Genomic DNA, 20,597 nt, shown 5'->3' with positions numbered 1-20,597 from the left:
ACGGTTGGGGGAGGCAGCGCGGGCGGCGCGCATCAGAAATCCACTTTCATGCTGACGGCGACCGTGCGTCCGGATGACGTATAGGCATCGAGCACCTGCGAATCGGCCGCGATGCCGCGCACGTCCGACCAGTTCCAGTACTTGCGGTCGAACAGGTTGCGGATGCCGATCGTCGCGCTCACGTGCTTGTTGAAGCGGTAGCCGCCGCGCAGGTCGACGACCAGTGACGACGGCGGCGAGAAGCACGCCTTGTTCGAACAGTCGGACTTGTCGATGTCCTTGCCGCGCTTCGCGGCCTGGAACAGCAGGTCGGTCTGCACGTACCAGCGCTCGGTCGGCTCGTAGCGCACGCCGAACACGGCCGAGAACGGGTTGACGGTGTTGAGCGGCTGGCTGGCCGCGCCATCGTTCTGCGTCGAACCCTTCGTGAACGCCATCGCCGTCTTCAGCGTGACGCCGTTCGGCATCACCCATTCGGCGCGGCCTTCGAGGCCGTGAATGCGCGCGTCGGCGAAGTTCACGTACTGGAACACGAACGGGTCGGTTGGCCGGCCGCTGCCGGCGATCGTCGTGCGCGAGATGAAGTTGCGGTAGCGGCCCGTGAACGCGGCGGCGCTGTAGCGCACGACGCCGTAGCCGGTGCCGGCCTTGCCGCGCAGGCCGGCTTCGAACGTATCGCTCGTCTCGGGCTTCAGGTTCGGATTGCCGATCGACGTGTAGCCGTGCACCGGGTTCGAGAAGCTGCTGTTCACCTGGTCGGGCGTCGGCGCGCGGAAGCCGTGCGCGTACTGCACGTACGGAATGACCGCGGGCGTGATCTCGTAGAGCACGGCGACGCGCGGCGACAGTTCGTTCGCGCTCGTCGACACGGCCTTGCCGGTGAACAGCGGATCGTTTTCGGTCGGGCTCAGCCGGTACGTGTCGAAGCGCAGGCCCGGCGTGACGAGCAGGCGGCCGTAGCCGATCTGGTCTTGCACGAACGCGCCGAACAGCGTGTAGTCGGTGTCGGGGAACGCCTTGTTCGGGAACGCTTCGCCGACGCCCGGCACCGTGCCGTCGCGCAGGTTCGTCACGCGCGACACGCTGCCGTCGACGCCATACAGCAGCTTGTGCGCGAACGGGCCGGTCGCGAAGCCGCTTTCGGCGAACGCGGAGCCGCCGAACGTGCGCTCCTTGTACTGGTTGTCGCGCGAACGCGAAGCCGCCCTGCCGCGCGTCTCGAACGCATACTGGTCCTGCTTCGCGTCCTGATAGTAGAACTGCACGTGCGCGGACTGGAACCAGCGGAATCCATCGTCGCGGAAGTCGTAGCCGACGCTGAAGCGGTTGCGCTCGAGCCGGTCGTAGGTCGTGAGGCCGAGCGTGGTCGGCGGGCTGATCGCCGACAGCACGTCGGTGCTCACGCGGCGCTGCACCGTTTCGGCGGTGAACTTGATCGTGTCGCGCGTGGTGGGCGTCAGCACGAGCTTGCCGAGCAGCGATTCCGAATAGACGTCCTGCGGGTTCGACGTGGTGCGCAGCGTGCTCGCCGAGTTGTTGCTGCCGCGCGTGTCGACTTCGTGGCCGCGCCGGCCGTCGGCGATGATCATTCCCTGCACGCGATCGTTGCCGCCCGCGGCCGATACCGTCGCGCCGACGCTGCGATCGGCCGAGTCGTAGCTCGGCCGGAACGAGAAGTAGTAGGGCTTGTTGTAGATCGACAGCAGGTCGCGCGGATCCTTCGTGATGAAGTTCACCGCGCCGGTCAGGCCGTCGCTGCCGTAGAGCGCCGAGGCCGGCCCGCGCAGGATCTCGATGCGCTTGAGCGTGTCGAGATCGGCGTAGTCGCCGCGCCCGGCTTCGAGCGGCCCGAACGAAAACGCGTTCGGCAGGCGGATGCCGTCCTCCATCAGCAGCACGCGATTGCCTTCGAGGCCACGGATGTTGATGCTCGAATCGCCGTCCCGGCCGCCGCCGAGCGCGGCGCTGCCGGGCCGGTACGCGGTGCGGCGCACGGTGACGCCCGGCTCGTAGCGCAATGCGTCCTTGATGTTGGTGGCCTGCTGTTCCTCCAGATCCTCGTCGGTGATCACCGAGACGGACGCCGCCGTGCGGCTCGCGGCCGTGGCGGTGCGGTTGGCCGTGACGGTCACGGGGTCGAGCAGCGCCGGGTCGCCGCGCGTGGATGCGGCGACGAGGATGGCGGAAGGCGGGGTGGCGCCTTGCGGCGTCGAATCGGCGTGAGCCGAGGCGGCGGACAGGCCGAACGCGCCGAACAGCGCGGCACAGATCGGCCGCCGCGCCAGCGTATAGCAATGCACAGGTGGTCTCCCATTGATGATGACAAGCCCGGAGGCTGGCTGGGTGACGCGTTCACCTGGCTGGCCCGCCCGCGCACGGAAGGCGGCGAGCGGCGAATTGAAAGGATACTGATAACTTTACCAGTGTAAATGAGAATTATTATCAATACAAGAACGGAAAGCGGCTCGTGTGGGTGAGCGCTTACCTGCGCGGCTCGGGCGAGCCGTGGCGGGAAATTCGGGAAAAAGCGCTGGCGTGTCAGGCCAGCGCTTCGATGCGGATCAGCAGGTTGCGAGCATGCGTGATGAACGCGTCATGCGTCGCGCGATCGCCGTGGCCTTCGAGGCCGGCCTGTTCGGCGAATGCGATCTGTTCGGTGTAGAGCTCGACGAGCACACGGCGTGCGTCAGGGGGAAGCGCGCGGATCATCGATACGATCAGCAGTTCCTGCGCGCGAAGCGTGCCGGACAGCGCCTGGACGTTCATGCTGGCCTCCTCGGACGATGCGGCGGCGAGCCGCTCTTTCCATACTAGGCGGTCAGCGTATGCAGCGCAGGCGCGGTGTTGGCGAGGGGGGCGGAACGCGATTCGAAGAGGTAATCGGCTGCGCCGTTGCGCGACGCGAAACGCGCTGCGCACAGCCGGGCGCAGCGTTTCGAAGCGTGCAGGGGAGGGCGAACGGAATCAGCCGGCCGTCGTTGCGGCCTGCGCATCGCGCACGACCTGTGCGACGCGTTCGACGAACTCGACGTCGACGCTCGACAGCGCTTCGCGCTTGCCGTCGGGCATCTCGACCATCAGGCGGTACGTGACATCCTGCGTGGTCCACGCCAGATAGCCGACGACGGCGAGCATCACGCCGACGACGAGCACGGCGCTTGATCCGGCGATGCCGCCTGCGACGGCGGCGGCCACGCCGATCAGCGAGATCAGCGACGGCACGAGGCGGTTCTTCGGAATCTTGACGACATCGACCTGGCGGATGTCACGCAGTGCGAATACCTGACCGGCGGCCGACAGGCCGTTGCGCGTGATCATCACGCCACGTTCGTTGAATGCGTTTTCCATCGTGTGTTGCGTGGACGAAAACGCGCAGCGTAGCAGGTTTCATTGCAGCATCAAACGAGGCCAACTGCCGCACGATGCGTGCGGCGTGACCGAAATGCGGGAAGCGGATGAACGGGAAGGCGTTCAGAACTGCAGGCGGCCATCGCCGTAAAGCCGCCCCGGCACGTGCGAGGCGACGACTTCGGCGATCTCTTCGTCGGTCGATTCGGCCGGTACGATCTGGCGCCGCGCGGGCGCGTCGAGATGCATCGTCCATTCGACGAGCCGGTACGGGCGGCCCCACGGGCGCTGCATTTCGACCGATACGCGGCAGCTCTGGACCGGCAGCGAGTGTTGGCACGTCAGAATCGCGTGCAGATGGCTGAAAACGGTATCTTCGATCATCATGGCCTCCGATCCTGTCTTGTGGGCAATCGATGGCGGCGCCGTCGGCGGTTCAAAAAAAAAGCCGCCGATGCTCAGGCGGCCAACAGGGGGGGTGAGAGCATCCTCTCAGCCCAGAATTAAGCGAAACTTAAAAGCACATAAAAAAGCGCCCCGCGTGGAGCGGGGCGCTTCTTGCCGTCGTGATCCGCGAGTTAAGCGGACGCTTTAGAACTTGTGACGGATACCGACGCGAGCGGCGAGCTGGTTCGACGAGCCGGTGCCCGACGTGCTGAAGTAGCTCGTGCTCGAACCGATCTGCGCCTGCACGTTGTTGCCCGACGCCTTCTGGTAGATCACCAGGCCGTACACGTCCGTACGCTTGCTGAGTGCGTAGTCGAGCGCCAGGTTGCCTTGGTTCCAGTGCGCCGAGCTGCCGCTCTGCGTGGCGTTCGTGTACGTGTAGCCAGCTGCTGCCGACAGGGCCGGCGTGATCGCGTACTTCAGGCCTGCTTCGTATGCGTTGTAGAACGTGCCCGATGCGCCGGCAGCGATCGGGGTGAACTGCGTGCGCGTCCACAGGGCCCATGCGGTTGCCGGGCCGAAGACGTAGCGGCCGCCGACGCCGTACGTGCGCAGGTCGCGGATGTTGGTCAGCGCGATGTTCGCGATCGACGTCGAGAACGCCGGCGTCGACTGGCTCGGGAAGCGGATGTCCGTGTAGGCGGCGCCGAGCGAGAACGGGCCGTTTGCATAGTTCAGGCCGAAGCTGTATGCGCGCGACGAGCCGCCCGTGTTCGTGGCGCCCGTGCCCGGTGCGCCAGCGAAGTCGGTCGAGTTCGAGAAGCCGTACAACGCGCCGAACGTGAAGCCCGAGTAGTTCGCGCTCTGGAACTTCACCGAGTTGTTGATGCGGCTCGACGTGAGCTGGTCGATGTCGTTCACGTGGTACGCGTAGTTACCCGCGACCGTGTTGCCGCCCGTCGAGTAGTTCGAGCCGAGGACGTCGGTCGAGAACGAGTACTGGCGGCCGAACGTGACCGTGCCGTATTGCGACTGGCTCAGGCCGACGTAAGCCTGACGACCGAAGATCGCGCCGCCCTGGCCGATCGTGCCGTTGCCGCTGTTGAAGCCGTTTTCGAGCACGAAGATCGCCTTCAGGCCGCCACCGAGGTCTTCGGTGCCGCGCAGGCCCCAACGGCTGCCCTGGGCCACGCCGTCGTCATACTTGAACAGCTTGCCGCTGCCGGTAGCGGTCTTGCTGTGGTTCACGTAGCTGATACCTGCATCGATGACGCCGTACAGGGTCACGCTGCTTTGTGCGTGAGCTGCGCCGGTCGTTGCTGCCAGAACGGCGATGGTCAACAGTTTCTTGTTCAAAGGATTCTCCGAGCGAATAAATGGCGTGTCCAGTTGCGGTTCCGGCGCTCTCTCTGGGCGCTTTCACGGACCGGCGGCAACTTTATCGAGAGGCCACGTAATGAATATGACAGCGACTGTCATATGAAGAATGTGTGGCGTCGATGCGACACCGAATTCTGCCCGGTTGCGCTATCGGGGGTTATACCGAATTCGGCTGAGAATCGATCAGCGGCGGGAATATGCACATGAAATAAGCTTGGTTGGCGGCGTTCCGGCCCCATGCCACGATCCGTGTTCCAACAAACGACACGGGACAAGAGGACACCATGCGACGTTCATTCCTGACCGGCCTCGGCGTACTCGCCGCGGCGCTGGCATTCGCGGCGCCCGGCGCACACGCCGACCCGCAAACGCTGAAGATCGGCACGATGAGTGGCCCCGACGCGCAGATCTGGACCGAGGTGACGAAGGTCGCCGCGCGTGAAGGCCTCGCGATCAAGGTCATCGAATTCAACGACTACGTGCAGCCGAACGCGGCGCTCGATTCCGGCGATCTCGACGCGAACGGTTTCCAGCACCAGCCGTTCCTCGACAGCCAGATCAAGCAGCGTGGCTACAAGATCGTCAACGTCGGGCTCACGTACACGGCGCCGATGGGCTTCTACTCGAAGAAGCTCAAGTCGCTGAAGGACTTGCCGGCGGGCGCGAAGGTCGGGATCCAGAACGACCCGTCGAATGGCAACCGCGCGCTGCTGCTGTTGCAGAAGTACGGCGTGATCAAGCTGAAGGCGGGCGCCGGCACCAACGGCGTGAACGCGACGCCGCTCGACGTCGCCGAGAACCCGAAGAAGATCAAGATCGTCGAACTCGACGCCGCGCAGTTGCCGCGCGCGCTGCCCGATCTCGATGCCGCGTCGATCAACACCGACTACGCGGTGAAGGCCGGGCTCACGCCGGTGAAGGATGCGATCGCGATCGAGGACCTGCGCGGGCCGTACGCGAACCTGATCGCGGTGCGTGCGCAGGACAAGGACAAGCCGTGGGTGAAGAAGCTCGTCGCGGCCTATGAATCGGACGACGTGCGCAAGTTCATCGACCAGAAGTTCGGTGGCGCGATCGTGCCGGCGTTCTGAGCGCTCACGCGTGCCGCCGCCCGGCCGGATGGATCGCCCGGGCATTCCGAAAAGCAAATCGCCCGCGCAAGCGGGCGATTTCGTTGCTGCGCGCGGGTGAGCGCGGTGCGCGCCGTTCTCCGGCGCGCGGGCCGGCCGCTCAGGCCGACAGCAGCGAACCCGTGCGGATCGCGGTCGCGCCGGCAATCCGCGCGACTTCCATGCCGGCCGTCGCGAAGCGCACGATCTGGCGCGCGTACAGCACGCCCGACACGCTGCTCTTCAGCGTGACGACGCGATCGGTCAGCGGATCGACGATGTCGGCCACGGCCTGGCCGGCCTCGATCATCGCGCCGACCGGCGTGCGGAACACGATCACGCCCGACACCGGCGCGACGAGCGGATCGGTGCCCGCGAGCGGCGTGGCCGGATGCGCGAGCGGCGGCAGCGGCGCCGGCGTGCCGTCGACGACACCGCGCTCGGTCAGGTATTCGACGATCGCCTGCGCGTCCTTCTCGGCGAACTCGTACGACACGTCGCGCTCGCTGCGCAGCTCGACGGTGACGGAAATCGCGCCGTTCGGGATCGGGAAGCGGTCGCCGAAGCGGCTGCGCAGGTCCGACCAGCAGAAGCTGTGGATCTCGTCGAACGGGTTGCCGACCGAATTCAGCGCGAGCAGCGACGCCTGCGCGTCGAGATAGCGCGACAGCGGCTCGACGTCCGCCCACAGATCGGGATTTGTGTAGAGGTGCATCACCGCGTCGCTGTCGCAGTGCAGGTCGAGCACGATATCGGCGTCGAACGACAGCTTCTGCAGCGCGAGGCGCTGCGAGTCGAGCTCGGTGCGCGGCTTCTGCTCGTCGAGCGCTTCGCGCATCGCGGCGCGCACGGCGACGAGGTTGTGCTGCGCGTCGTGCGTGAGGCGGCTTTCGACGCGCGGCAGCACGAGTGCCGCGAGATCGTAGAAATTGCGGTTGAAGTTCTGCATCGAGCCGAGCTCGAAGCGGCCGAGGTGATCGCCGAACACGTGCTGCGACAGGCCGATCGGGTTCGGCACGGGCACGATGACGACTTCGCCGCGCAGCTTGCCGGCCGTCTCGAGCGCCGCGATCTTGCGGCGCAGCAGCGTGGCGACCAGCATGCCGGGCAGTTCGTCCGCATGCAGCGACGACTGGATATAGACCTTCTTGCCGCCGCGCGGGCCGTAGTGAAAGCTCGTGATGTGGCGTTCGGTACCGACGGCGGGGGAAATCAGCGGATGGGTCTGCGTTTGCATGATGGGGGTGCGGCGCAGCCGCGAATGATCCGGTGTGCGTGGAGGATCGATTGTACGTTGCCCCCTCGCCGCCATCAAACCGGCGCCAGAGCACGTCGATTTTCTTTGAGAATCATCAGGTTGGCGCAGAAAAAATAACGCAGCCGGCGCCGCGCGCGTAAAAAAAACGGGCTCCTTGCGGAGCCCGTTCGTGCCGAAGCGAAGCGTGCCTTCGCTGGCGGATTACTTGCCGTAGACGTCGAAATCGAAGTACTTCTTCGCGATCTTGTCGTACGTGCCGTCTTTGCGCATGCCGGCGATCGCGCCGTCGATCTTCGCCTTCAGGTCGGTGTCTTCCTTGCGCAGGCCGATGCCGGCGCCGTTGCCGAGCGTCTTCGGATCGTCGATGTCCTTGCCGGCGAAATCGAAGTTCGCGCCGCGCGGGGTCTTCAGGAAGCCGATTTCAGCCTGCACCGCGTCCTGCAGCGCGCCGTCCAGACGGCCCGAGATCAGGTCGGCGTAGACCTGGTCCTGGTTCTGGTAAGGCACGACGTTCACGCCCTTCGAGGCCCAGTAAGTCTTCGCATAGGTTTCCTGGATCGTGCCCTGCTCGACGCCGACCGACTTGCCCTTCAGCGATTCGGCCGTCGGCATCAGGCCGGCGCCCTTCTTCGCGACGAGGCGCGTCGGCGTGTTGAACAGTTTCGCCGAGAAGGCGATCTGTTCCTCGCGCGCCGGCGTCATCGACATCGACGACAGCACGCCGTCGAACTTGCGGGCCTTCAGTGCCGGAATCATGCCGTCGAAGTCGTTTTCGATCCACACGCACTTCGCGTTCATGCGGCGGCAGATTTCGTTGCCGAGGTCGACGTCGAACCCGACCACCTTGCCGTCAGCGCCTTTCGATTCGAAAGGCGGGTAGCTTGCGTCGACGCCGAACCGCACGGTCGTCCAGTCCTTCGCATACGCGGTGCCTGCCGATACGGCGAGCAGGGCTACGGTCACAGCCGCAAGAATCTTTTTCACTCGGTGACTCCTCGTTTTGTTCGATGGGTGCGCGGTTGTGCCGCGCCGTAAGCCTTCGGCCCGGCGCGGCTTCGCGACAGGCTGTCCGTTTCGCCCACCCGATGCGGGCGTGCGACGTGCGCAAGATTATCAAGACAAAATACCGGCAGGGCGCCTAGGACAAGCCCCGATACCGGGCCCGGCGGCGGCGCGCGGGGGTGCCGCCGTTTCAGACACAGGAACGATTCAGCCGAGCGTTTCGTTGACCGCGCGCTGCAGGCACGTGATGAATTGCGTGACGGCCGGCGTGGGCAGCAGGTCGCGCCGCGAGATGATCGACAGGTCGAAGCGCGGCATGCTTTCCTCGAGTTCGGCCGTGCGGATGCCGAGCGGCGCGACCATCGCGGCGAGCGGGCGCGTGAAGCAGCCGATCACGTCCGAGCGCGCGACGAGCCCGAGCGTCACCGCGAACGACATCGGCGATCGCAGCAGGCGCTTCGGCAGCGGCAGCCCGCGCGCCTCGAACATCCCGACCATCACGCTGTGCGGAAACTGCTCGGCGCCGACGGTGACGATCCACTCGGCGTCGAGCAATTCCTCTAACCGGCGCGCATGCGCAAGCGGGTGGCCTTCGCGCATCACGATGGAGAATTCGGTCGACAGCAGCGGCGATTGCGTGAAGTCGCGGTCGAGCGCGGGCACATGGTGCATTGCAGCGACGTCGAGCGTGCCGTTGCGCAACTGCGTGAGCGCGTCGGGCACCGTCACTTCCACCAGATGCAGGCTGACGTTCGGCATCGTCCGGCGGAACGCCGTCACTGCGTGCGGCAGCGCCGTCAGCGCGATCGACGGCATCGTGCCGACCGCGACGCGCCCCGACATCTCGCCTTTCACCTGCTCGACGGCCTCGACCGTGCGGCGGATGTCGCCGAGCAGCTGCTCGGCGCGCGGCAGCAGCGCCTGGCCGCACGCGGTCAGCTCGACGCCGCGCACGCTGCGCGCGAGCAGCTCCGCGTTGAGCGCGGTTTCGAGCTCGCGGATCGTATGCGTGATCGCGGGCTGCGTGACGCCGAGTTCGCGCGCGGCGGCGCGCAGGCTCTTGAGATGCGCGGCGGAGACGAACGCCTGGAGCTGCGCGATGTTCAGGGGATTGCGGATGCGGGTCATCGGTCGGGTCGGGTTAGCGTGATTCTGTGGCGGGCGACGAGGTATGGCGGCATTCTGTAGCGATCCTGACGGTTGCGTGCGCATGGTTTGCGCCACGGGGGTGACGTATCGCGAGCCGGGGCGCTGCGTGGCTTTCGTTGAAGCTCGCGGTCTTCGTCGCGCGGTCGGTGCTGCACGGGATGCTGGCCGGCACGCTGCGGCGCATGGAGCGCGACGATCTCGTCGTCGCGCCGGCGCCCTGGCTCGGGCAGGCGGCAGGGGCGGTCGTGATTGCGACGGCAATCGTCGTCGAGTTCGTCGTGATCAAGTCGTTTTGATGTGCAGGCCGGTGCGAATCGGCCATCGGCAGAGGCAGTCGCTACGCCAGCGCCATCTCGACCGCCGTCAGCGTGCGGCGCCGAATCCAGCCGCTCGCCATCCGGATCGCGAGCCAGTACGGCATGAACAGCAGCCGCGTGCGGGCGGTCGGGCAATGCACGAAGGTTTCGGTGCGCAGCAGGTGCGCGCCCGACGCGAGCCCGACGACTTCGAAGCACAGCACCAGCTTCGCATCGCGCGGGTCGTCGTGCTGCACGAACGCCGCCGCGTCGGCGATCTTGAGCACGCCGAGGTCGGGACGCCAGAAGCGGCCGATCAGGCCGAGCGACAGCGACGTTTCGTCGCGATGCAGCAGCGTGAATGCGTGGAGGCCGAAGCGTTCGCGTTCGACTCGCGGGGTGCCGTGGCGCAGCGATGCGGCAACGGTTGCCGGGAATTCGCGGACGTTGAGCAGCGCATCGACGACCGGATCCGTGCGCATGTCGAGCGTGGAGACCGTGTCGATGATGCGCGCCGGCGCGGCATCGATCGGCCTCGATTCGTGCACTTCATGGAAGCCGAACGACGGGATGAACGGCGGCTTGCGCGCCGAGGTCCGGGTGCTCGATTCGGAGACGATGCCGAGCGCGTCCATGGGGGCTCCTGAAGGCAAAGTGCGATCGTAGCACCGGGTGCGGATTCGCGCGCGCCGTTTACGCAATGCGCGCGCGCTGCGCGCATCAACAAAAAAAGCCCGGAAACTTGCGTTCGCAGGCCCGGAGACCATCAACGACGATAGTGGAGGAGACGATGTCGTCCCGATGCGCGCCGTCCTTCTGCTGGCGACGTCGCGCACGATTCGCGGTCAGATCGCCCAGCCGCCGAGATAGAACGTGACGAGCACGGCCGCGATGAGCACGGTGCCGACGTTGAGCTTGCGGAATTCGCCGCTGGCGATGCGCCCGATCACGAGCGTCGAGAAGCCGAGCATGATGCCCGTCACGATGTTCGCGGTCAGTACGATGAACACCGCGCACACGAGGCCCGACATCGCGTCGACCATGTCGTCCATGTGCAGCTTGCTCACGCTGCCGAGCATCAGCAGGCCGACGTACATCAGCGCCGGTGCCGTGGCGTACGACGGCACGAGGCCCGCGAGCGGCGAGAAGAACATCACGACGAGGAACAGCAGGCCGACCACGGCGGCCGCGAGGCCCGTCTTCGCGCCCGCGGCCACGCCGACGCTCGACTCGATGTAGGCCGCCGCCGGCGCGCCGCCGAGGATGCCGGAGAAGATCGAGCTGAGCGAATCGGCGGTCAGCGCACGGCCGCCGTTGATGATGCGACCGTTCTCGTCGAGCTGGCCGGCCTGCCCCGCAACTGCGCGGATCGTGCCCGTCGCGTCGAACACGGCGGTCATCACCAGCGCGAGCACGCTCGGCAGCACGGCCATCGACAGCGCACCCTTGATGTCCATCGCGCCGATCAGCGACGCATGGCCCGGTGCGCTCAGCGACGGCAGCGCGAAGATGCCGTGGTACTTCACGTTCGGATCGAAGATCAGGCCGAACACCGAGATCGCGATCACGACGAGCAGGATGCCGCCCGGCACGCGACGCTTTTCGAGGCCGAAGATCGCGGCGAGGCCGATGACCGACATGATCACCGGGAACGCGGTGATCTGGCCGAGCGAGACCGGCAGGCCGGCGCCCGGGTTCTTGATCACGAGGCCGACGTCGTTCGATGCGATCAGCAGCAGGAACAGGCCGATGCCGATCCCGGTGCCGTGCGCGACGCCCGCGGGCAGGTTGCGCAAAATCCACGAACGCACGCCGGTGACGGAAATGCCGGTGAACACGAGGCCCATCAGGAACACGGCGCCGAGCGCGACCGTCGGCGACAGCCCCTTGCCGAGCACGAGGCCGAACGCGGTGAACGCGGTCAGCGAGATCGCGCAGCCGATCGCGATCGGCAGCTTCGCCCACAGGCCCATCAGCAGCGAACCGAACGCGGTGGTGAGGCAGACCGCGACGAACACGGCACTCGTGTCGAAGCCGGCCTTGCCGAACATGCCGGGAACGACGAACACGGAATAGACCATCGCGAGGAAGGTCGTGACGCCGGCAATGATCTCGCGGCGCTGCGTGCTGCCGCGCGACGAAATGCCGAAGTACCGGTCGATGACTCCCTTGGTGCCAAAGTCAGTTTCTTCCGCGCCGACGCCGACCGTCGGCTGCACCGGGGTATCACTCATGAGCTTGCTCCTTTATCAGCATGCTGAAACGGCCCGTAGCGAGCCGTCGTCAGGGTGTCTCGTATCTAGTTGGGATTGTCGGCAACGTCGTGGGGACGAATGACGCGTGATCCGTGTCGTTACGTGCGAATCGAAACGATCGCGAGGGTGTCGCGTCGTGCGACGCGTTATGGTGTCGACCCCGTCACGTGCGCTTTGCCGTAGCGAAGGTTAGGCGAACCGCCCATCACGTCCCATTGGGGGATGAGCATGCAGCGCATGTCTCAGCGCTTATATCGGCGTGCAACGGGGCTCCGTCGTGACGACACGCGTGTATACGCCTAGTTCGAATCCGTTAAGGCGATTATTTGAATGCGGGGTCGACGGGGTGGGGGGAAGCGGGGGAGGCATCGAAAATTACAAATGTCTTGCATGGCAGCCGGGCAGGCCGGTGGAAACGGGAGCCGGGGACGGCGTTCGACGCCACGCGCAACCTGCATCCGGACGATATCGCCATCGCGCGGGCGGTTCTCGTCGTCGCCCCGGCCTCAATGGTGCGCGAGATGGTCGAGATAGGCGCAGAACATGTCGGCCATCGCGTTCGAATATGCGTCGATTTCGTCGGGCGAGCGCGCGCTTTCCGAAAACGCCTTGCCCGCCGTGGTGAGCGTGGTGGTGATCAGGTCGCACGCGAGCGCGCGCGTGGCCGCCGGCGCATTCGGCAGCGCCTCCCGCATGAACGCCTGGAAGATGCGGTTGCCGGCCGCCTTGGCTTCCTGCGCCTCGGGCGCGTCGCGATAGAGCGGCGCGGCGTCGTCGAGCGCGATGCGCATCCGCGCCTCGTCGCATTCCGAGCGGATGAACGCGTGAACGGCCGTGCGCAGCCGCTCGGGCGGCGTCCGGTTCACGTCCTCCAGCATCCCGCGCAGCATCTCGGCCGTCTGCCGCCACTCGTCGTGCTGCAGCCGGAACAGTACGGCCGCCTTGTTCGGGAAGTACTGGTACAGCGAGCCGACGCTCACGCCGGCGCGTTCCGCGACCCGCGCCATCGTGAAGCGCTGCGCGCCTTCGCTCGCCAAAACCTGAACAGCGGCCTGCAGGACGTCCTCGACGAGCCGGGTGGAGCGGGCCTGCCGAGGCTGTTTGCGCGTGGCAATCCGGGTGTTCGGGCGGTCGGTCATGAGCGATGTGCCAATGCGAATAGTAAAACCTGAATACTTCGTCATATTCTAATCGGGTGCAACGACGCACTCAACCCGAACCCGGAGATTCGCATGACCACCCTGACGCTCGACCCGCTGGCTTCGCTGCTGGCCCGCCTGTTCGACGAAGCCGACGCCGCGTCGCCCGCGACGAGCCCGGACTTCGCCCGCCTGTCGCGCGACGAGCAAGCGCGGCTGATGCGCAGCAAGACCGACTACACCGATCTGTATGCGCGCCTGAAGGACTATCCGCTTGCCGTGTCCCGCGAGACGGGCATGCTGCTGTACATGCTCGCGCGCAGCGGCGGTGCGCAGTCGATCGTCGAATTCGGTACGTCGTTCGGCATTTCGACGCTGCATCTGGCGGCCGCGCTGCGCGACAACGGCGGGGGCCGGCTGATCACGAGCGAATTCGAGCCGTCGAAGGTCGTGCGGGCGCGGGCGAACCTGAGTGCGGCAGGGCTTGCCGATCTCGTGGAGATTCGCGAGGGCGATGCGCTGCGCACGCTGGCCGCCGATTTACCGGATTCGGTCGACCTGTTGCTGCTCGACGGTGCGAAGGCGCTGTATCCCGAGGTCCTTGCACTCGTCGAGCAGCGGTTGCGGCCCGGTGCGTTCGTCGTTGCCGACAATGCCGAATACAGCCCCGACTATCTCGCTTACGTGCGCTCGCTGGAGAACGGCTATCTGTCGGTTCCGTTTGGCGGCGATGTCGAGCTGTCGATGCGGATCGGCTGAGCGCAGCGCGACCTGAATGCCGGTTGCATCCGTTGATCAAGGATAGGATGACTGATCAATCCGTCGCATGTCGGACACCACCGCGACGGTGCCCGGCGCGTCGAGCGCCGTCGTGCGTTATTTCAGGAACACGTAGCGCGCGAAATACGGGAAGCGGCCGACCGCATGCTCGGTCGGGCACCCTGCATCCGGCGGTGTGCCGCCCACGGTATCGAGCCGCTGCACGAAGCGCACGCCGGCGAGCGTGCCGGTCGCGCCCGTTGCGGCCGGCGTCGCGGCGAGCAGGAGTTGCGGAATGCTTCCGGCGCGCGCGCTCGGCGCTTCCGCGAGTTTCTTGCCGGTGATGCGGCTGCCGTCGAGCGCTTCCCACGACGGCCCCGCGCCGTGCCGGACCACGAGCGTGCCGCTCGCGTCGAACAGCATCGCCTCCGGGCGCTGGAATGTCCACGCGAGCCGATGGTCGTGATCGTATTCGCACGCATAGATCTGCACGCCGGTCGCGGTGGTCGACAGCACGGCCGTCGCGGGTTCGGGCGGCGTGAGACCGGCGTCGGCATACGCTGGCGCCGTGCAGGCCGCAAATGAAACGCCGGCTACGAGGGCCAGCAGCATGTCGCGTGTCGGGGAGCGGCTTGGCATGGCGGGCGTCCTTTCAGGTCAGGGGCACGGGGCGGAGTCGATCCCGTAAAGGCTAGACGCCGATCGTACAGGCCGCCATTCGGAAATGGCAATCGCGACGATAGCCGCCGCGGATGCACGCGGTTGCGCGGGCGCATGCTGCGACGCAACCGCGCGCCATTACGCGCCTGCCGGCGTTGGTGCATGCGCGGCAATCAGGTGCCCGGCCTTCAGCACATCCCACAGTTCGGACGGAATCGACACCGCCGCGAGACGCAGGTTGTCGTCGATGCGATCGGGCCGGCTCGCGCCGGGGATCGCGGCCGTGACGGCCGGGTGCGCGAGCGAGAATTGCAGCGCCGCCGCGCGGACATCGACGCCGAATCGTTCGCAGATCTGGCGGATGCGCGCAACGCGGTCGAGCATGGCCTGCGTGGCCGGCTGATACTCGTAATGGGTTCCGCCCGCCAGCACACCGGAGTTGTACGGGCCGCCCACGATGATGCCGAGCCCGCGCGCCGCGCTTTCCGGCATCAGCCGTTCGAGCGCGCCTGCATGGTCGAGCAGCGTGTAGCGCCCGGCGAGCAGGAAACCGTCCGGGTCCGCGCGTTCGAGTGCGAGTTCGCACGGCTCGATGCGGTTCACGCCGAGGCCCCAGCCGCGGATCACCTTCTCGTCGCGCAGCCGCGTGAGCGCCCGGGCCGCGCCCGACATCGCGACGTCGAACACGTCGCGCCACGCGTCGCCGTGAAAATCGACGGCCGGATCGTGAATCCACACGGTGTCGAGCCGGTCGGTGCGCAGCCGCTCGAGGCTCGCGTCGATCGAGCGCAGCGTGCCGTCTTCGGTGTAGTCGTAGACGATCCTGTTCGGCAGCCCGTGGCGGAACAGGCCGCCCTTTTCGCCGAGATCGCGTTGCGACGCGTCCTCGTGTTCGTCGAGTACGAGCCGGCCGACCTTGGTGCCGAGCGAATACGCGTCGCGCGGACGTCCCGCAAGCGCTTCGCCGAGACGCAGCTCGGCGAGGCCGGCGCCGTACAGCGGCGCGGCGTCGAAATAGCGGATACCGCTTTCCCACGCCGCGTCGACCGTGGCCAGCGCCTCTTCGTGCGGGATGTCCCGGTACATGTTGCCCAGCGGCGCGGTGCCGAAACCCAGGCGGGAAGGGAGCGTGATTCTCATGAGCAGTCTCGGGTATGCCGGCTCAGGCCGCGGCCTGCGCCAGCGTCGGATAGTCGGTCAGGCCGCGCTCGCCGCCGCCGAACAGCGTGGCGCGGTCGTGCGGCGCGAGCGCCGCGCCGGTGCGCAGCCGCTCGGGCAGGTCGGGGTTCGCGACGAACGGGCGGCCAAACGCGACGAGGTCGGCCCAGCCGGCGGCGATCGCGTCGCGCGCGCGCTCGGCGGTGTATGCGCCAGCGTAGATCAGCACGCCCGGGTACGCGGCGCGCAGTTGCTGCTTGAATGCGACCGGCATCAGCGGCGCGTCGTCCCAGTCGGCTTCCGCGATGTGCAGGTAGCCGACACCGAGTTCGCCGAGCAGCGTCGCAGCGGCGAGGTAGGTCGCTTCCGGATCGTCGTCGACGCAGCCGTTCAGCGTCGTCAGCGGCGCGAGGCGGATGCCGACGCGCGATGCATCGCCCGTGCCTTCGATCAGCGCCTGCGTGACTTCGCGCAGGAAGCGCAGCCGGTTTTCGAGCGAGCCGCCGTACGCGTCGGTGCGCGTGTTCGCATTCGAGTCGATGAACTGGTTCACGAGATAGCCGTTCGCGCCGTGCAGCTCGACGCCGTCGAAGCCGGCCTCGATCGCGTGGCGCGCGGCGGCGCGGTACTGATCGACGATCTCGCGGATCTCGTCGATCGTCAGCGCGCGCGGCTCGGACGCCTGCACGAAGCCCGGCGTGCGGCCGTCTTCACCGGCCACGAACACGTTCACGCCTTTCGCCTGCAGCGGCGACGACGACACCGGCTGCTGGCCGCCGAGCAGGCTCGTGTGGCTCAGCCGGCCGACGTGCCACAGCTGCGCGAAGATGCGGCCGTGCGCGGCATGCACGGCCTCCGTCACCTTGCGCCAGCCGGCCACCTGCGACGGCGTGTGTATGCCGGGCGTCCACGCGTAGCCCTTGCCGAGCGGTGCGATATAGGTGCCTTCGCTGACGATCAGGCCGGCGCTCGCGCGCTGCGCGTAATACGCGGCCATCAGTTCGTTGGCTTCGTCGCCGGGCTGGCTCGCGCGCGAGCGCGTCATCGGCGGCATCACGATGCGGTTCGGCAGCGTCAGCGCGCCGAGTCGCAGCGGTTGAAAAAGCGGGTCCTGGGTCATGGGGATGTCCTGTCGGTGCCGCGGCCTGCGGGCCTCGGCGGATCAAAAGAGGCGTGGCGCATTCAGTCCCACGCCGGTGCGAGGCCGGCCGGATCGACTTCGCGGCCGTTGCGTTCGAGCGCGGCGATCTGCGCCATGTCTTCGTCGGTCAGGCGCAGCGTCTGCGCGAGCAGGTTGCTCGCGAGGTTCTCGCGCTTCGTCGACGACGGGATCACCGAGTAGCCGAGCTGCAATGCCCACGCGAGCGCGACCTGCGCGGGCGTCGCGTCGTGACGCCGCGCGATCGCACCGATCACCGGATTGCCGAGCACCTTGCCGTACGCGAGCGTCATGTACGACGTGACGTGGATGCCTTCGGCGTTCAGGAACTCGACGAGCTTGCGGTTCTGCAGGTACGGGCTCAGCTCGATCTGGTTCGTCGCGATCGCATCCTTGCCGACGGCCGCGATCGCCTGCTTCGTCAGTGCGATGTTGAAGTTCGAGATGCCGATCCGGCGCGTGAGGCCCTGCGCCTTCGCATCGGCGAGCGCGGTCATGAACGTGTCGAGCGCGACGCCGTTGTCGGGGGCCGGCCAGTGGATCAGCGTCAGGTCGACATGGTCGGTGCGCAGCTTGCGCAGGCTTTCCTCGAGGCTTGGCACGAGCTTGTCCGGCGCGTAGTTGTCGACCCAGATCTTGGTCGTGAGGAACAGGTCATCGCGGGCCACGCCCGAGGCGGCGATCGCTTCGCCGACTTCGGCTTCGTTGCCGTAGATCTGCGCGGTGTCGATCGCGCGGTAGCCGACTTCGAGACCATTGCGCACCGAGTCGATGACAACCTGGCCTTGCAGGCGGAAGGTACCGAGGCCGAATGCGGGAATCTTGCTCATCATCTGCTCCTGGGAGAATGGAACGGGTTCGATATGGAAGTCATTCTGGCGTTTTGGATTGGTGAGATAAACGCCGTTTCAAGTCAAAAATATTTGATCTGAAATCAAGTATCCGGCGTGGTGGCCACGGGCTCTATGCGGCGGGGGCGTACACCGGCACGTCGCGCACCCGGCGCGCACGGAGGCCAAGCGTGTCGGCGCGTTGCGCGAGCGTCGCGTGGCGAGCGAGGCCGGGTACGCCGGGGCGGCGGCCGTCACCGTCGTACGCGTTGAGCGTGGTGAGGCCGTCTCAGCGCACGTCGAACGTCTTGCCGGCGAACGGCGGGCGCGAGGGCGATGCGTTCACGTGTGCAAATTCCTGCAACGAGATGGCGTTCAGTGCGCGAGCTGAACCGGTTCGGCCGTGCGCTCCGGCAGGCCCGCGCTGCGGTCGAGTCGGCCGCTCAGCGCGGTGAGCGCGAATGCGCCGAGCGTGACGGCTGCCGCGATCCACGGCGTATGGCCGAGGCCGACATGCGCGACGATCGCGCCACCGAGTGCCGAGCCGCCCGCGACGCCGAGGTTGAACGCGGCGATGTTGAAACCGGACGCGACGTCGGTGGCGTCGGGCGCGAAGTGCCGCGCCTGCTTGACGACGTACACCTGCAGGCCCGGCACGTTGCCGAATGCCACCGCGCCCCACGCAAGCATCGTCAGCACGGCGAGCCATTTGACGTGGATCGTGAAGGTGAGCGCGAGCAGCACGATCGCGAGCAGCAGGAAGATCCGCTTGAGCGCCTTCACGGGGCCGGCGCTATCCGCGAGCTTGCCGCCCCACACGTTGCCGAACGCGACCGACACGCCGTAGCCGACGAGTACGAGGCTGACCTGCGACGGCGTGAAGCCGGCGATCTGCTCGAGCAGCGGTGCCATGTACGTGAACGCGATCAGCGAGCCGCCGTAGCCGACGGCGGTCATCGCATAGACCAGCAGCAGGCGCGGCTGCGCGAGCACGCGGAACTGGCGGGCGAGCGGCGCCGGCGCCGTTTGCCGCAACCCGCGCGGCACGAACGCGACTGCGCCGACGAACGCGACGAGGCCGAACAGCGCGACAACCAGAAACGTTGCGCGCCAGCCGAAGTGCTGGCCGATGAAGGTGCCGAGCGGAATGCCGGCGACGAACGCGACCGTCATCCCGCTGAACATCGTCGCGATCGCGCTGGCGGCCTTTTCCTTTGGCACGAGCGTGGTCGCGATGATCGAGCCGACCGAGAAGAACACGCCGTGGGCGAGGCCGGTGAGGATGCGCGCGACGATCAGCGATTCGTAGCCGGGCGCCTGCCACGCGACGAGGTTGCCGACGGTAAACAGCGCCATCAGCGCCGCGAGGAGTGTCTTGCGCGGCACGCGGCCGGTGAGCGCGGTGAGGAGCGGCGCGCCGATCGCGACGCTCAGCGCGTAAAGACTGACGAGCAGGCCGGCGGACGGCAGGCTGACGCCGAGGTCGGCGCCGATCGTCGGGATCAGCCCGACGATCACGAATTCGGTGGTACCGATGGCGAATGCGCTGATGGTCAGCGCAAGCAGGGCGAGTGGCATGATGGATGCTCCAGGGTCCGGTGAGGATGGAGCGCAGTGTGCCGCCTTTACTTTTGCTGAAAAACGGGGCTATAAACCAAATTGTTTTGATTTGAAATCAAGAATGAGGCGATGAAGATTACGCTCGACGAACTCCAGGCCTTTGCCGCCGTGGTCGATTCCGGTTCGATCACGGCGGCCGCGCAGCAGCTCGACCTCACGGTGTCGGCGACGAGCCGCACGCTCGGGCGGCTCGAGGAGAAGCTGAAGACCACGCTGTTGCGCCGGACCACGCGCCGGCTCGAACTGACCGAGGAAGGGCGCGCGTTCCTGCAGGACGCGCGCGCGATCATCGAATCGGTCGAGACGGCGGAAGAGCAGATGCTCGCGCGGCGCGAGATGCCGTCGGGGCGGCTGCGCGTCGATGCGGCGACGCCGTTCATGCTGCACGTGATCGTGCCGCTCGTGCGCGGCTACCGCGAACGCTTCCCGAAAGTCGAGCTGGAGCTGAACAGCAACGAGGGCATCATCGACCTGCTGGAGCGGCGCACCGACGTCGCGTTCCGGATCGGCCGGCTGAAGGATTCGACGCTGCACAGCCGGCGCGTCGGCACCAGCCGGATACGCATCCTTGCAAGTCCCGGATATGTTGCCGCGCACGGCCAGCCGCGCAAGGTGGAGGATCTCGACAAGCACACGCTGCTCGGCTTCACGCAGCCCGAATCGCTGAACGTGTGGCCGATCCTCGGCACCGACGGCGAGCCGCGCCGCATCGAGCCGGACATCCGGTCGTCGAGCGGCGAGACGCTGCGGCAGCTCGCGCTCGATGGCGCGGGCGTCGTCTGCCTGTCGGATTTCATGACGGCGCAGGATCGCGACGCGGGGCGGCTCGTGCAGGTGCTCGCGCGCCAGACGCTCGAGGTCGAGCAGCCGATCCACGCGGTGTACTACCGCAATACCGCGATCTCGTCGCGGATCGCGTCGTTCGTCGACTACCTGATCGAGGCGCTGGGCGGCAGCGGCAACGATGTGCCGGGGCGGCGCAAGGCTGCATCGTGGATGGAGCCGCGCTAGGCGGCGGGAACGACGGGGCGGGTCATGCCCCGTGCGATCTGACGCGCGATCCGGCGTGCCGTACCCCGGCACGCCGT

Annotated in this window: 19 protein-coding genes and 2 pseudogenes; 4 read left to right on the top strand and 17 right to left on the bottom strand. The window is 66.9% G+C overall.

Annotated elements, in window-relative coordinates; translation table 11 throughout:
- Nucleotides 1-32: 32 nt before the first annotated feature.
- The 5 genes from HWX39_RS00535 to HWX39_RS00515 all read right to left on the bottom strand — a co-directional run bounded on the left by HWX39_RS00535 (nt 33) and on the right by HWX39_RS00515 (nt 5,091).
- Entirely contained in the window at nt 33-2,300 is a 2,268-nt protein-coding gene (locus tag HWX39_RS00535) for a TonB-dependent hemoglobin/transferrin/lactoferrin family receptor (protein ID WP_175965087.1), read from the bottom strand.
- Between the two features lie 238 nt (nt 2,301-2,538).
- Nucleotides 2,539-2,766, bottom strand: a complete 228-nt coding sequence (locus tag HWX39_RS00530) for a hypothetical protein (protein WP_175965086.1) — start codon at nt 2,764-2,766, stop codon at nt 2,539-2,541.
- 198 nt (nt 2,767-2,964) lie between these two features.
- Entirely contained in the window at nt 2,965-3,348 is a 384-nt protein-coding gene (locus tag HWX39_RS00525) for a DUF6232 family protein (protein WP_175965085.1), read from the bottom strand.
- Between the two features lie 123 nt (nt 3,349-3,471).
- A complete protein-coding gene (locus HWX39_RS00520; protein WP_011548992.1) occupies nt 3,472-3,732 on the bottom strand; it encodes a DUF2866 domain-containing protein in 261 nt (86 codons plus the stop codon).
- 207 nt (nt 3,733-3,939) lie between these two features.
- Entirely contained in the window at nt 3,940-5,091 is a 1,152-nt protein-coding gene (locus tag HWX39_RS00515) for a porin (RefSeq protein ID WP_175965084.1), read from the bottom strand.
- A gap of 308 nt (nt 5,092-5,399) precedes the next feature.
- On the opposite strand from HWX39_RS00515, the gene HWX39_RS00510 reads away from it, so the two are divergent.
- The gene (locus tag HWX39_RS00510; RefSeq protein WP_175965083.1) at nt 5,400-6,206 is read left to right on the top strand and encodes a MetQ/NlpA family lipoprotein; all 807 of its coding nucleotides are present in this window, start codon (nt 5,400-5,402) and stop codon (nt 6,204-6,206) included.
- A 139-nt stretch (nt 6,207-6,345) separates the two neighbouring features.
- Here the strand turns inward: HWX39_RS00510 and HWX39_RS00505 are convergent, their stop codons facing one another.
- The 3 genes from HWX39_RS00505 to HWX39_RS00495 form a co-directional block, all read right to left on the bottom strand.
- Nucleotides 6,346-7,461, bottom strand: coding sequence for a succinylglutamate desuccinylase/aspartoacylase family protein (locus tag HWX39_RS00505; protein ID WP_175965082.1), 1,116 nt, complete (start codon nt 7,459-7,461; stop codon nt 6,346-6,348).
- A 222-nt stretch (nt 7,462-7,683) separates the two neighbouring features.
- Nucleotides 7,684-8,466, bottom strand: a complete 783-nt coding sequence (locus tag HWX39_RS00500) for an ABC transporter substrate-binding protein (RefSeq protein WP_175965081.1) — start codon at nt 8,464-8,466, stop codon at nt 7,684-7,686.
- A 225-nt stretch (nt 8,467-8,691) separates the two neighbouring features.
- The gene (locus tag HWX39_RS00495; protein WP_175965080.1) at nt 8,692-9,612 is read right to left on the bottom strand and encodes a LysR substrate-binding domain-containing protein; all 921 of its coding nucleotides are present in this window, start codon (nt 9,610-9,612) and stop codon (nt 8,692-8,694) included.
- Here HWX39_RS00495 and HWX39_RS36730 point away from each other — a divergent pair.
- Nucleotides 9,584-9,929, top strand: a pseudogene (locus HWX39_RS36730) (hypothetical protein). The gene HWX39_RS00495 and the pseudogene HWX39_RS36730 overlap by 29 nt on opposite strands.
- Nucleotides 9,930-9,970: 41 nt before the next feature.
- On the opposite strand, the gene HWX39_RS00485 reads toward HWX39_RS36730, so the two are convergent.
- The 3 genes from HWX39_RS00485 to HWX39_RS00475 form a co-directional block, all read right to left on the bottom strand.
- Nucleotides 9,971-10,564 (bottom strand): hypothetical protein, encoded by a 594-nt coding sequence (locus HWX39_RS00485; RefSeq protein WP_175965079.1) that lies wholly within the window; start codon nt 10,562-10,564, stop codon nt 9,971-9,973.
- Nucleotides 10,565-10,774: 210 nt separating this feature from the next.
- On the bottom strand, nt 10,775-12,163 hold the full coding sequence (locus HWX39_RS00480; protein ID WP_175965078.1) for an NCS2 family permease: 1,389 nt from the start codon (nt 12,161-12,163) through the stop codon (nt 10,775-10,777).
- A gap of 527 nt (nt 12,164-12,690) precedes the next feature.
- Nucleotides 12,691-13,368 carry a TetR family transcriptional regulator gene (locus HWX39_RS00475; protein WP_175965077.1) on the bottom strand — a complete coding sequence of 226 codons (678 nt, stop codon included), beginning with the start codon at nt 13,366-13,368 and terminating at the stop codon, nt 12,691-12,693.
- Between the two features lie 48 nt (nt 13,369-13,416).
- Here HWX39_RS00475 and HWX39_RS00470 point away from each other — a divergent pair, with 48 nt between their 5' ends.
- Nucleotides 13,417-14,082, top strand: a complete 666-nt coding sequence (locus HWX39_RS00470; RefSeq protein ID WP_175965076.1) for an O-methyltransferase — start codon at nt 13,417-13,419, stop codon at nt 14,080-14,082.
- Between the two features lie 117 nt (nt 14,083-14,199).
- Here the strand turns inward: HWX39_RS00470 and HWX39_RS00465 are convergent, their stop codons facing one another.
- The 6 genes and pseudogenes from HWX39_RS00465 to HWX39_RS00445 form a co-directional block, all read right to left on the bottom strand.
- On the bottom strand, nt 14,200-14,721 hold the full coding sequence (locus HWX39_RS00465; RefSeq protein WP_175965075.1) for a DUF3455 domain-containing protein: 522 nt from the start codon (nt 14,719-14,721) through the stop codon (nt 14,200-14,202).
- Between the two features lie 159 nt (nt 14,722-14,880).
- On the bottom strand, nt 14,881-15,882 hold the full coding sequence (locus HWX39_RS00460; protein ID WP_175965074.1) for an aldo/keto reductase: 1,002 nt from the start codon (nt 15,880-15,882) through the stop codon (nt 14,881-14,883).
- Nucleotides 15,883-15,904: 22 nt separating this feature from the next.
- Nucleotides 15,905-17,020 (bottom strand): alkene reductase, encoded by a 1,116-nt coding sequence (locus tag HWX39_RS00455; protein WP_175965073.1) that lies wholly within the window; start codon nt 17,018-17,020, stop codon nt 15,905-15,907.
- A 62-nt stretch (nt 17,021-17,082) separates the two neighbouring features.
- Complete coding sequence (dkgB, locus tag HWX39_RS00450; RefSeq protein WP_175965072.1) at nt 17,083-17,889, bottom strand: 2,5-didehydrogluconate reductase DkgB; 807 nt, start codon at nt 17,887-17,889, stop codon at nt 17,083-17,085.
- A 139-nt stretch (nt 17,890-18,028) separates the two neighbouring features.
- Nucleotides 18,029-18,145, bottom strand: a pseudogene (locus HWX39_RS36010) (LLM class flavin-dependent oxidoreductase); the annotation flags it as partial.
- Between the two features lie 119 nt (nt 18,146-18,264).
- Nucleotides 18,265-19,467 carry an MFS transporter gene (locus tag HWX39_RS00445; protein WP_175965071.1) on the bottom strand — a complete coding sequence of 401 codons (1,203 nt, stop codon included), beginning with the start codon at nt 19,465-19,467 and terminating at the stop codon, nt 18,265-18,267.
- A gap of 111 nt (nt 19,468-19,578) precedes the next feature.
- Here HWX39_RS00445 and HWX39_RS00440 point away from each other — a divergent pair, with 111 nt between their 5' ends.
- Nucleotides 19,579-20,520, top strand: coding sequence for a LysR family transcriptional regulator (locus HWX39_RS00440; protein WP_175965070.1), 942 nt, complete (start codon nt 19,579-19,581; stop codon nt 20,518-20,520).
- Nucleotides 20,521-20,597 lie beyond the last annotated feature (77 nt).

This window comes from Burkholderia sp. BCC0322, from assembly GCF_902833045.1.
GTDB lineage: Bacteria > Pseudomonadota > Gammaproteobacteria > Burkholderiales > Burkholderiaceae > Burkholderia.
The sequence above is the reverse complement of the archived record's forward strand: the minus strand, read 5'-3'. Positions and strand labels throughout refer to the sequence as shown.